Raw genomic sequence first — 11,611 nt, 5'->3', positions numbered from 1 at the left:
CATATGCCCTCCTTAAACCCGGCGCACGCCGCGCGATGCGTAGACCGATTTCTTCTTGGGCTTCGCCGCCGCCGTGGCTGCGCCGACGGCCATCGCAATGGTGACCATGCCGTCGATCCGGCCGCGCGACTTCTTCTTGTTGAACATGCGGTTGCCGATGCCGTCGGCCTCGATCGTGGCATTGGCTGCGCACGAATAGGTGACCGGAGAATCGTCCACGAGCAGATTGCCGTCGAGGATGTGGTCTTCGGTGCGCGTGATCGAATGCGGCATACAAAGCTGCTCGCCTTCGAACATGATCTTCTGACCCTGCGCGTGCTTCACGATTTTCAGGCCGCGCCCGGTGGGCTTGTCGGGGCCCTTCCAAAGCCACCAGTCCAACCCGATCTGGTCGCACGCATCGGTGAACGAGGTGAGGAACGCGGGGTCGACCACCAATGCCTCGACATCGTGGTCCGCAATCTGTTCCTGCACCTTTGCAGCGACGAAGGTGTAATCGATCGTCGCGCCTGGGGTGGCGGTCAGGTGTCCGCCCTCGACCCAATCCAGATAGGGGGCCTTGTCGGCGTCGGCCCGCTCTTCCAGCCCTTCTTTCGTGGTCCAATACCACGTCTTCACGGCAACCGAATCGTCGGGCAGTTCCCATGCCTGCGAAAGCGCGGTCAAATCGTTCTTCTGCGCGAGGTCGAGCGACAGCCACGACTTCCGGCCGCGCATGGCGCGGGCATCGACCAGACCCTGCACCGCCAGCCACTTCTCTTCGCTGATCCAGAAATCGGCGGCGGCGCTGTCGATGCCGAAATACAGGCGCTTCGTGCTCGACTTGGTCGAAGGCCGAAGCTTGGCCGAATTGACCGTCTCGCGAATGTTCTCGATCGGGAACGTCTCGCCAAGCGCGGGCAGCGACTTCTGCCAGGCGCGCTCGTTCTCGAAAATCGTTTCCCGGTCACCCTTGTCGATGCGGGCAATGAAGGCGAACGCGGTGTCGTCCTTCGCCTCACCCTTCACAATCGACTGGTACATGTCGGACCAAGCGGTTCCGACATGCTGGGTCGCGCGGGACGGCGTATTGGTCCCGAGCAGCATCAAGGCGTTGCCCGCCATCTTGTCGATCGCCGCCTTCCACGTCAGCAGCGCCGATTCCGATTTCAGTTCGTGGATCTCGTCGCCCGCGACATAGGATGGGCGCGGACCCGATTGGGATTCGCCGCTGGCGATGGGCATGAAAAACGAGCCGCTGTCGGGATGCTCGATCTTCCACGCGTTCTCCAACTCGCCGCGAATGATGACCTCGCCCAGGCGCTCAAGGCTTTCACCCTCTTCCTCGGCATCGGGAATGTCGGCGCGGCACATCGCGACGGCATCGCGGAACAGGACGTTCGCGGTCGCCTTGTCCTCGCCGATCGCATAGCATTGGGCGCGCATGATGTCGCACCAGCCCATGATATAGACGCCGATCGCGCCCATGAGCGGTGACTTCGCCTGGCCCTTGCCGGTTTCCAGCCAGCCGGTACGAAACCGCCAGCGATCGGTGGCGGTGCGCCAGCCGAACAACGATCCCCCGACGAACGTATGGTATTCGAGGGGGTGGAAGGGCTGTCCCTGCGCGGGCCCGTCCGTGACCTGAAAAACCGACGGCAGGAAGTTGAGGAAATGCGCGGCGGCATCAGGCCGCCAGTATATCCCGCGCTTCTCGCCGTCGCGAATGTCCCGCAGATGGCGCTCGGCGGCATAGCGGACGAGGTCGCCACAGGTGAACAGCTTGCCGTCGACCGCCGCTTTCGCCCAAACCGTTGTCGGATCGGGGTCCGACAGGAAGCGGTTAGCCACGGTTCTTCAGGTATCCGCCGCCGGTCTGGCGCTTGGTCGCCCGCTGAACCTTCGCGCCCGCGCCCCGCTCGCGCGGCGTGATGCAGAGCGCTTTTTCCAGCGCCGCCGCCTGGCTGTCGGCGTTCGACATCGTCGTCCACCATGGGTTGTAGGTCGGGACGCCGGTCTTCTTCGCCTTGATGACCGGGCCCATTTTCAGCACTTCGCGCGCGCTGATGTCATAGGTGACATAGGCGACGACGAGACGCTTGATGGAATGCGCGTTGGCGACAGCCAGCTTTTCGGCGGTGCGCAACTCGCTGATGATGCTGCGCCAATAGGAGGCGGCGGCCTCGCGATCAGGCGCGCGACCGAAGATGGTGCGCCAATTGGGCTCGGGCGGAACGCCATCGCCGCCTGGCAGTCCGACGATTTCAGCCATGCTCGGCCTCCACGGGGCCGGGCACCGAAACCCTCCCCCCTAAAAAATTGCTCTCGGCGCGCACGGAGGGTCGGTGCGGTGTCCAGCCCCGTCGGCTCCAGACTTTTGACCGGGGGGTGGGGTGTGGCGCTTTGGCAACACACCCCCGCCCGGCCTGAATGGCAAGAACCGTGCCAAATCAGAGGGTTAATCAATCCCGTCGCGGTGCGTCGGGTGGAAGATGAACCGCGAACGGTTCCGGGCGCTGCGCCGGTATTCGATGGGCTCGGGCGGCGGCGATGGCGGTCCATCCGACAGCAGAAGCGGGCCGGGCGGCATCCGCATCATGCGGATGGTGTCGCCATGCCGGATGGCTATGCGCTGGCCGTCCATAGGGCCGCCGAGCAGTTCAACTGTCTCGCTCATCGCGCCCTGTTCCAAGGATGATCCGGGCTGGTCGGCCGACCATCGGCACCCACGCCCTTCCCCTCGATCGGCTGGGCCTTGCCGAACTGCGCCGCCGTCGCCTCGTCGTCGTGCCGCTTGCAGAGGTTCTCGGTGTTCTCGTCGGTGTCTGGCCCGCCATGGGCAAGCGGTATCTTGTGGTTCACGACGGTCGCTATGACGCTGCGCTCTTTCTCCAGGCAGCGTTCGCACAGGCCATAGGTCCGGGCCAAGCGGCGGGCGCGGGCTACCTGCCCGGCCCTGCCACGAACGCGTTTATCCTCGCCGGTGCGGTGCCACGCTTTGCGGTTCGTCATGATCGGGGTTCTTCCATACCGCTGGACAACGCTTGGAGCGCGTGCGCCCTTGCGGTGGGGACGAGGGCAGTAAGGCAATAGCGCCAGCCGGTCACGCTCGTCGCAGGCTGCTCAAGCAGCGGTATTTGCGACAGATACGCTCGCTTCCCGAAGTTGTAAAGTCGGCACCTTCACTTCGGTCGGTCGCCCGAATATCCCAACCTTGAGCGTCGTCACCAGCCCGTCGCTGCTTTCAATGAACGCCTCGAACCCCGCGAACGCCCCCATCGTCAGCTTCACCGCATCGCCAACCTCGTATCGCTCGCCGCGCTTCTTCATCGGCCGACGGCCCGAGGCAGGCAGGGAACGCCGGTAGCTGTCCTGCTCGATCAGCCGCATTGGATGCAGGTTCGAATGTCTGACGAACACCGTCTTTCCGCAATGCCGGAAAATGGAGAAGGCCGGATGCGGCGTGACCTCGGCGCGCTCGATCCTCTGCATTTCGTCAAGCCGATCCCCACGAACGAACACATAGGTCGGCGCTAACGGCACGATCCGAAACTCGGTGTTTTTGCTGCGCGGCACCCGGCGGCGGATATGCTCGGTCGGCGTCCAGGCCTCGATAGCGGCGTCTTGCAACGACGCGGCCAGGCGCATGGTCGACGGGCCCGACGTTCGGAGAATGAACCACCTCGTCGCCTTGCCGTCCGTCAGTTTGATATTGCTCATGTCCCGCCCCAATCCCTCGCTCTTCATTCGCGCCTGCGCCATGTCGTCACGCCCCATGAGACACCCCCGGCGCGGGCAGGTTGAGCACCCACCGCAGCACGGGGATGACCTCGCCCACCGATCTGTCGCGCTGCCAGCGGGCCCAATCCCGGTTGCTGCAGAAAAGCAGGTTGAGGTGCCAGTACGGCGCGTCGACCTCGTCGCACCACGGCAGCGGGTATCCTTCCGGTTTCATATGGGTTCCAGCACGCCCGGCGGCGGGCCGGGCATGTCCATGCGCCGGTAGCGATCGGCAGTCGCGCGGCTGATTGCCGCCGCCTCGTCCTCAACCGACACCTTGGCGTTTTTCCGCCCCTCGATCCACGCGACAGGGTCCGCCTTGCCGGCAGCGCTCAGGATGGCCGCATTGGTCCAGTCCTCCCCATGGTCTCGTATCCACCGGGATATGAGACCCCCAGCCTGCTTGCGGGAATTCCCGGCCTCCATCAGCAGGGCCAGCCCTGCGTCGAAAAGGGCCTTTTTCGGATCGGGTTTCGGCGCGCCAGCGCCGCTTACGTCAGTAAGCGTATTACCTCCTCCCTCCTTCCTCTGGCGAGACTTTTCCCCATCGGTGGGTAACCGCTTCCCCACCGCTTCCCCTTTGCCCTTGGTTGAACCTGTACCAGCTTCCCCACTAGCACCCTTTTTAGCGCCGCCGGTTCCCCCACCGTCGCGAGTTGAACGGGCCTCGGTGTTCACCCACTTCCCCACCGCTTCCGGCTGGGGATAGACTGACGTGGCCTTTTTGGGGCGCTGATACTGGCAGAAATTCCGTACCGCGCCGTACCGCTTTTCGCCGACCTCATAGGCCATGACCTGGCCGTGCGTCTGCAATTCGGCCAGCAGTTCGGCGGCGTCCGCAGTGTCGGCGGGCAGAAGGCGCATCTTGAGCTTAATGGGCGACCATTCGAAGGATCCCATATCGTCGCATTCGTTCAACAGGCCCAAGTACAACAGGCGCGCTTGGAGGGTCAGGGAGACGAATGCTTCGTCGGTCCACAGACCCGGATGAATCGACCGTATCCGTGCCATTATCCATTCTCCCGACCGCCCGGTGGGCAGTATGATTGACTGTAGAAATCGCTGCCCCGGACGGCCGAATTGGCCCCGAAGAACCAGCCCATTGCCTTCCCCGTGGGGCCGCTGCGGCGCTTGGGGACGAGGAACTCAATCTTGTTGCGCACGGCATTCATGTTCGTGCGCCATTCCTCGTATTTGTTGCCGAACTGGTCGGCGGGTTCCTCACGGCGCAGATATTCTTCCTCGCGATAGACGAAGAGGATTACGTCGGCGTCCTGCTCGATCTGGCCGCTATCGCGCAGGTCGGACGGGATAGGCCGCTTGTCGGGCCGCCGTTCAAGGTCGCGGCTCAACTGCGCCACGGCCATGACGACGAGCCCCTCTTCCTTGGCGAAGGATTTCAATCCCGAACTGATCTCGGTGGCATGTTCATACAGCGACATGCCCTTGCGGCTGTGGGCCATGAGTTGAAGGTAATCGACCACGACCAGTTCAAGTTTACCGCCCTGAGCGGCGAGGCGGCGCTTATGGCTCCGTGTCTGCCGGATCAGGCGAGCGAGCGTCAGGCCCGAGGTCTCGTTGATCTCGATTGGCAGCTCGTCAAAGCGATGCTTCGCCTTGAGAACCGCCGCCATATCGTGCTGACGCACGGTCCCGTCGCGGATATGCTCATATGGCACGCCCCCGCTCGGGCTGAACGTCATGTCGGCCAGCATCCGCCGGGTCAGTTCGTCGGCGCTCATTTCCAACGAGAATATGAGAACGCCGTGACCCTGTAGCGCGGCACCGATTGAATAGGACGTGACGAGGCTGGTTTTACCCATGCCCGGACGCCCGCCGACCACGACGAAGTTTGCAGGCCGCAAGGTGCCCACCGCCTCATCAAGCGATCCTATGATACCGCAGCGGACGCCGACGATCGGCTTGCCGAAGCTGTCGATAACGCCCTGCGCGTAGGTGCCAACCGGCGCCTGGGCATTGGCGACCTGTTCCGCCATTTCGGCCACCGCCTCGTCAGCGTTGGCGACCAGTTCCTCTTTCGGCACGGACAGGTCGCGGGCCGACACAATGACATCCTGCAACCCGGCCACCATGCGCCGCCGATTCGACAAGAGCAAAATCTGATCGAAATAGGCTTTGGACCGAGCGCGCGGCCCAGCGTTGAGCGCCGCTGCCGACAGCACGGAATAGGCGCGCGGCCAGGTCGGATCGTTGGTGAAGAACGGGGCAAGGGTGACGGCGTTGACCGATGCGCCACCCGCCGCCTGTTCCACGATCCGTTCGAAAATCTGGCCGTAGAGCGGCACCGAAAAGTCGCGCCCCCGCAGACGATCGGCCACTTGGTCGACCAGACGATTGTCGTTGATGAGGTCGCCCAGCAGCCCAATTTCGGCATCGAGGTTGACGAGGGCTATTCCCTCCGCCGCCGATAGCTCTTCTTCGAACATGCCGCTCATGACCGCACCGCCGCCGGGGCGTCCGCGCGTTTACCGAGCAGATGGTCGTTGAAATCCTTGAAGCCATCGGCCGGGAACATGAGGCGGACAGCAAGGCCGCGTTCCAAGAGCGCGGCTCTCGCCTTTTCGACGGCGGCGCGGCCAGGAGCGTCATTCTGACCAGCGATGGTCACCAGCCGGATGGTCGGAGGATAGTCGATAACCGGCATCATGGCGGTGCCCAAGGCAACCGCGACCGTCCGACCGGGCATTTCCTGCGCGAGGGAAAGCCCATCCTCCGGCCCCTCGGTCACCACCCATTCGCCAGGCGCGCCGCCGGAGAGGATGACCACAGAACCACGGGGTCGGCCAAGGCTCAACTTCGACGCCTTGCCCCAGCGCTTGGCCGATCCGTCATCGGTCACGAACACCCGCTGAACACCGACGATCTCGCTCGCACGGTTGCGCACGGCGAAGACGACGGCGGGATAAGGACGCTTCCAGCGTCCATCATCGTCCCGGCCCGTCGGCACGACGCCGAAACGCACGGATGGCGGCAACGGCATGGTGATGCCACGCACGTCCCGCAGATACCGTTCGGCAGGGGTTCCGGTCGGATCGATAGACCGATCCCAAATGAGTTGCGCGTCGGCAATGGCCGCGAGCCGCAATGCCTCATCCTCTTCGGCGGCCTTGGCGCGCTGGGCCGGATCAACCGCAGGGAGTTCCGCCGCGCCGAGCCATCGCAAGGCTTCCACGAAGCTGCACCGCTCGACCTGCATGACATATTGGATCAGGTCGCCGGTCGCGCCGCAGCCGTGACAATAGAACACGCCCTTCGCGTCGCTGATCTGCATCGATGGACTGCGCTCGTTATGAAATGCGCAAAGGGCCATCCGCTCGCCTTTCGACCCGCGCACCAGCTTGCGGGTCCGGGCTACGATGTCAGTCAGATTGTAGCGCTGCTTGGTGTCCTCAACGATCCGCCGAAACTCGGCCTCGCGTTCGGGGGAGCGCTGGGCTCCGCGCCGCCCGCCGCGCATTAACCTTCTGCCTTGGCATGACCGAAGACTTCAGCCAGCGAAACGCGGCCTTCGGTTTCTCGCACGATCGCTTCGCGCACCTGCGGCTGTCGGGGAACGCGGCCATTTGCATACCGCGCAACGACACTGGCATTCGCAACGCCGATCCGGCCAGCGAATGCGGCTAAGGGGGTGTTGGTCTCAGCCAACCATTCTCGAAGCTGCATGTCCCAAAATTATCCTGTGCGGACAATTTGGTCCAGAGGGGGACAGGAAAAATAATTGCGTCACTGTATCCGCTACGGATACAGCGACGGCGAAAGGACTTCCCCATGGGCACATTGCCGACAATCGCCGCCTCCCGACTGCGCTCGGCGCGTAAAGCCAAAGGCCTCACACTGCGCGAGGTTGCCGAACGCGCGGGGACGACGACCAGCAACATCCAGAAGCTGGAAACCTCGCAGCGCCCGCTGACCCTGGAATGGATCGAGCGCTTGGCCGCCGCCTTGGAGGTCGACCGTAGCGAACTCGTCGCCGAGCGGATGCCCCATGCGGACGTATCGCGCATCCCAGTTATTGGGGCGATCGCCGCTGGTAATTGGCAACAGGCGATTGAAGATGCAGATGGCGACATGATCGACGTCGTTAATGCACCAAAGGACGCCTTTGCCCTTCGCGCCGCTGGCGACAGCATGAATAAAATTGTGCCGGATGACGGCTTCGTCGTCATCAATCCGCATGATCGCGATTTGCGCGAGGGCGGCGTCTATGCCGTCATGAACGGCGAAGGCGAGACCACGCTAAAGCGTTACCGCTCCGACCCGGCCCGGCTGGAACCATGCTCAACCAACCCGACCCATCAGGCGATTCGCTTGGGAACCCACCCTTTCACGGTCGTCGGCCGGGCGACGGGCGCGGTTATGCGCCTCTAAATTTCCTGTCTGTACATTTTGAGGCTTGCGCCAATTATCCGCTCGGGATAATTCTTGCCCATCAGACGAGCGCCTTAGGGCCGCAACCCTGATACGGGCAGGATAGGAAAGACGCGCTGAGCCGCCAGATTGGGGCCAGCCTCCGCCGATCCACCTGCATCACACATGTAGGGAGGTTGGCTCATGGCCGCCGAAGCATCACGCGCACCATCCGGGCGCGAACAGACGAACTTTGCCCAGGCAAAGCCACCTCGTTTCCCTAATCGTCCGGGCAGCATGGCTGCCGCCGCCGCAATTGCAGCGGGCCGCGACGACAGCATGGCAGAGGCGTGGGTCACTTTGTGGCAGGCCTGCCGTGGCAACGCGGCTGTGGCGGAAGACGGCAAGCTGGTGACCTACGGTCCGTTTGTGGACCGGCTGACCGCTGTTCCGATCCACGATGCCGGATTTTCCCTGTCCAATGCCGATGAGCAGAGCGGCGCAATCAAGGCGCTTGCAGCCCTGCTGCATCTGGCCGGGCCGCTGGCGGTGGCCGAAGTAACAGCGCTCGTCGCCGACCAGAACCGGGGGGCGTGATGGCGACGCCTTCGAAAATCTGGATTTGCGTCGCAGGCGCGGAAGCCCCTGACTGGGTCGTTGAGCGGATGACGACGGCCGACCTGGCCGCAGATGGCAGCTTCGACATTGCCGCCTCTGACGGCACCGTTCGGGTCGAACCGGGGTTTGCCGTCTTCGAATGTGGCGAGCGGGTGTTCGCCTGTCCGCCGAAGATGGTTCAGGATAAACTTGCCGCCGTCGCCGGTGATGACAATCAGGTCGTTGCCACGCTGGCGCAAAGCACGGAAGCGGCCCGCGAACGCAAGCGCGTCGAAAACGCCACGTTGCGGCACGCGCCAATCGCGAAGGTCGCGGGCGACAAGCCGCTGCGCCTGAAAGCCATGATCGGCTCACCACCCGCCCCGCAGTTCGCCTTGGTCAATCACCTGCAGGTCGATGACAGTTATCAACGATCGATCGAAGGTGGCGCGTCGCAGAAGCTGATCGTCAAGATTGCCGAGAATTGGGATTGGCGGCTTTGCCTGCCGCTGATCGTGTCGCGGCGCGACGGCAGCCTCTACGTGATCGATGGTCAGCACCGTCTCGAAGCGGCGAAGCTGCGCGGCGACATTCGCGACCTGCCGGTGGTCGTGTTTGATTTCGATGATCCACGCGCGGAGGCGGAGTTGTTCGTTCAGGCGAACCGGAGCCGCCGGGCGATGAGCAAGCTGGACGATTTCCACGCGGCGGTGATCGCTGGCGACGCGAAGGCGGTCGCGGTCAACACGGTGGTCGAAGCGGCGGGGCTGACCGTCGGGCGCATCCAGGCATGGCAATATTGGAAGCCCGGCGAGGTCGTTTTCGTGACCGCGATTCAGCGCGCTTTGCACAATCAGGGCGCGGCGACGGTCGAAATGGCCCTGGGCATGATCGGACGAGCCTTCGAAGGGCTCGTGCTGACGGGCGTCGGCGCGGTTTTCGAGGGCCTGTGCGCCATCCTCCAGCAGCGCGCGAAGGAAGGCACGCCGATCGACGTGACGCTGATGGAAACGGTTCTCGCCGAAGTCGGCATCCCCGGTTGGAAGGAAGCCGTCGAGGGGGCCGAAAGCGGACAGGAGCGGGCGGAATCGATGCTTAAGGCACTCGCTGCCGCCTATGCCGAAGCGGAGGCAGAATAATGCTGCACCAACATACATCGTTTTTCGGGCCGATGCAGAAGATGCTGGCCCAGGCGCTTCACGCGGCCGGGCAGACCGACCGCGAGATTGCTGACGCAAACCACACCTCGGTCAACAACATCATTGCGTGGCGGAAGGACGAGGGCTTGCCCGAAAACCTCTCCGCCGAAGCGAAGGCACGCGCCGCCGAGGAAAGCTATTCGCCGCCGGTGCGGCGCCCGGCTCCCTCGGCAGCGGTGCCGGGGCTGATTACGCCCGAACAGGCCCAGGTCGACTATGTCGCCCCGGTTCAGCCGACCGGAGACAATGCCCTCGAAATCGGCCTGCATCTCGACAAGCCGGTGTTCGTGGATCTCGAAGAACTGCTGACCACACGGCTCCTGATCCAAGGCAACAGCGGCAGCGGCAAGAGCCACCTGTTGCGCCGCCTGCTCGAAGAATGCGCCGGGATTGTTCAACAGGTCATCATCGACCCGGAGGGCGACTTCGTCAGCTTCGGCGAGGCGTTCGGCCATACCGTGGTGCAGGCCAAGGATTACACGGCAAGCCGCATCCTGAGCATCGCCACGAAGGCCCGCCATCTGCGCGGATCGGTCGTGCTGAGCCTCGAAGGGATGGAAATCGAGCAGCAGATGGATGCCGTGTCGGCGCTCCTGAACGGCTTGTTCGATGCGCCGCCTGAGCACTGGCACCCGATCCTCGTCGCGATCGATGAGGCGCACCTCTTCGCGCCGACCGGCGACAATGGCGAGGACAAGGAGACGCGGAAGACCAGCCAGCAGGCGGTCGCGAACCTCATGTGTCGCGGGCGCAAGCGCGGGTTGGCGGGCATCATCGCGACGCAGCGCCTGTCGAAGCTGCACAAGAACGTGGCGGCGGAGGCGTCGAACTTCCTGCTCGGACGGACCTTCCTCGACATCGACATTGCGCGCGCCGCCGATCTGCTCGGGCTTCCCCGTGCCCAGGCTGAGGACATTCGCAACCTGAACCGCGGCGAGTTTCTCGGGCTCGGACCAGCCATCGCCCGGCGGCCGCAAAAGGTGAAGGTCGGCAGCGTCATGACCCAGGGCAAGGCCGGGCCGGAAAAGGGGCTGACCCCGCTTCCGAACCTGACCGCCGAAGCCATGCAGTCCCTGATGCTCGCCGACGAGGACGAAGACGACGGGGCGAAGGCCCCTCCTGCCTTGAGGATCGTGGGATGAGCCACCCAGACACCACCACCACCGAAACCCGCGTCATGACGCCCGAAAAGCTTGCCCTGATGGTCGAATTGTTGCCGACGGCCGACAGCCTTCGTGACATCGCCTCCATCTTGAGCGTCCACCTCGACGTCGTGCGCCGCGCATCGGCACCATTTCTCGCACTGATGAAGCTGAACGGGACGCACCCGCAATGCGGATGCGGCAAGGATCGGTTTCATCCCTATGGATGCGCCGACAGCCGCGCCAAAAGCTGGCCCGCCGACTGCCTGCCTGGGCAGACCCGCGCCGGAACTGTCGTGATGCTGGAGCGCCGCCGGGTCGCAGTCGAGATGCTGACGCAAGGCCAACGGTTCTGCGACGTGGACCGAGCCCTCGGGATGCACAAGGGCGGTGCGAAGAACTATCTTCGCTATCTCACCCCGGACCAGCTCGCCGAGCGCGAGCGCAACCAGCAGGCACGCGCCGCCAAACCGGTGAGGTGCGCGGCATGACCCAGGCGCTCAACTATACCGTGAAGGCGATAGAGGCTCTCGCCAACTATCCGTG

The 11,611-nt window shown here is 63.9% G+C and carries 14 protein-coding genes and 1 pseudogene; 6 read left to right on the top strand and 9 right to left on the bottom strand.

Features of this window, described 5'->3' with window-relative positions:
• Nucleotides 1-12: 12 nt before the first annotated feature.
• The 9 genes from NZL82_RS13970 to NZL82_RS13930 form a co-directional block, all read right to left on the bottom strand.
• Nucleotides 13-1,830, bottom strand: a complete 1,818-nt coding sequence (locus NZL82_RS13970) for a terminase large subunit (protein ID WP_261270360.1) — start codon at nucleotides 1,828-1,830, stop codon at nucleotides 13-15.
• Entirely contained in the window at nucleotides 1,823-2,251 is a 429-nt protein-coding gene (locus NZL82_RS13965) for a P27 family phage terminase small subunit (protein WP_261270359.1), read from the bottom strand. The genes NZL82_RS13970 and NZL82_RS13965 overlap by 8 nt, the downstream gene beginning before the upstream one ends.
• A gap of 186 nt (nucleotides 2,252-2,437) precedes the next feature.
• Entirely contained in the window at nucleotides 2,438-2,671 is a 234-nt protein-coding gene (locus tag NZL82_RS13960; protein WP_261270358.1) for a hypothetical protein, read from the bottom strand.
• Complete coding sequence (locus NZL82_RS13955) at nucleotides 2,653-2,991, bottom strand: HNH endonuclease (protein ID WP_261270357.1); 339 nt, start codon at nucleotides 2,989-2,991, stop codon at nucleotides 2,653-2,655. The genes NZL82_RS13960 and NZL82_RS13955 overlap by 19 nt, the downstream gene beginning before the upstream one ends.
• 111 nt (nucleotides 2,992-3,102) lie before the next feature.
• A complete protein-coding gene (locus NZL82_RS13950) occupies nucleotides 3,103-3,756 on the bottom strand; it encodes a transcription termination/antitermination protein NusG (protein WP_261270356.1) in 654 nt (217 codons plus the stop codon).
• Nucleotides 3,746-3,934 (bottom strand): hypothetical protein, encoded by a 189-nt coding sequence (locus NZL82_RS13945; RefSeq protein ID WP_261270355.1) that lies wholly within the window; start codon nucleotides 3,932-3,934, stop codon nucleotides 3,746-3,748. The genes NZL82_RS13950 and NZL82_RS13945 overlap by 11 nt, the downstream gene beginning before the upstream one ends.
• Nucleotides 3,931-4,770 (bottom strand): hypothetical protein, encoded by an 840-nt coding sequence (locus NZL82_RS13940; RefSeq protein ID WP_261270354.1) that lies wholly within the window; start codon nucleotides 4,768-4,770, stop codon nucleotides 3,931-3,933. The genes NZL82_RS13945 and NZL82_RS13940 overlap by 4 nt, the downstream gene beginning before the upstream one ends.
• Nucleotides 4,770-6,215 carry a DnaB-like helicase C-terminal domain-containing protein gene (locus NZL82_RS13935; protein ID WP_261270353.1) on the bottom strand — a complete coding sequence of 482 codons (1,446 nt, stop codon included), beginning with the start codon at nucleotides 6,213-6,215 and terminating at the stop codon, nucleotides 4,770-4,772. The genes NZL82_RS13940 and NZL82_RS13935 overlap by 1 nt, the downstream gene beginning before the upstream one ends.
• On the bottom strand, nucleotides 6,212-7,237 hold the full coding sequence (locus tag NZL82_RS13930) for a CHC2 zinc finger domain-containing protein (protein ID WP_261270352.1): 1,026 nt from the start codon (nucleotides 7,235-7,237) through the stop codon (nucleotides 6,212-6,214). Before NZL82_RS13930 ends, NZL82_RS13935 begins: the two co-directional genes overlap by 4 nt.
• A 17-nt stretch (nucleotides 7,238-7,254) precedes the next feature.
• On the opposite strand from NZL82_RS13930, the gene NZL82_RS13925 reads away from it, so the two are divergent.
• The 6 genes and pseudogenes from NZL82_RS13925 (at nucleotide 7,255) to NZL82_RS13900 (ending at nucleotide 11,556) form a co-directional block, all read left to right on the top strand.
• Entirely contained in the window at nucleotides 7,255-7,404 is a 150-nt protein-coding gene (locus NZL82_RS13925) for a hypothetical protein (protein WP_261270351.1), read from the top strand.
• Between the two features lie 144 nt (nucleotides 7,405-7,548).
• Nucleotides 7,549-8,148 (top strand): LexA family transcriptional regulator, encoded by a 600-nt coding sequence (locus tag NZL82_RS13920; RefSeq protein WP_261270350.1) that lies wholly within the window; start codon nucleotides 7,549-7,551, stop codon nucleotides 8,146-8,148.
• 183 nt (nucleotides 8,149-8,331) lie between these two features.
• Nucleotides 8,332-8,724 carry a hypothetical protein gene (locus NZL82_RS13915; RefSeq protein WP_261270349.1) on the top strand — a complete coding sequence of 131 codons (393 nt, stop codon included), beginning with the start codon at nucleotides 8,332-8,334 and terminating at the stop codon, nucleotides 8,722-8,724.
• 68 nt (nucleotides 8,725-8,792) lie between these two features.
• A complete protein-coding gene (locus NZL82_RS13910) occupies nucleotides 8,793-9,863 on the top strand; it encodes a DUF6551 family protein (RefSeq protein WP_261270348.1) in 1,071 nt (356 codons plus the stop codon).
• A pseudogene (locus NZL82_RS13905) lies at nucleotides 9,863-11,044 on the top strand (ATP-binding protein); the annotation flags it as partial. The gene NZL82_RS13910 and the pseudogene NZL82_RS13905, both read left to right, overlap by 1 nt.
• 17 nt (nucleotides 11,045-11,061) lie before the next feature.
• Complete coding sequence (locus NZL82_RS13900; RefSeq protein ID WP_261270347.1) at nucleotides 11,062-11,556, top strand: hypothetical protein; 495 nt, start codon at nucleotides 11,062-11,064, stop codon at nucleotides 11,554-11,556.
• Nucleotides 11,557-11,611: the final 55 nt, after the last annotated feature.

This window comes from Sphingomonas sp. LC-1, from assembly GCF_025371035.1.
GTDB lineage: Bacteria > Pseudomonadota > Alphaproteobacteria > Sphingomonadales > Sphingomonadaceae > Sphingomonas > Sphingomonas sanguinis_E.
Note: the sequence above shows the minus strand (reverse complement) of the source record. Positions and strands in the feature narration are given on the sequence as shown.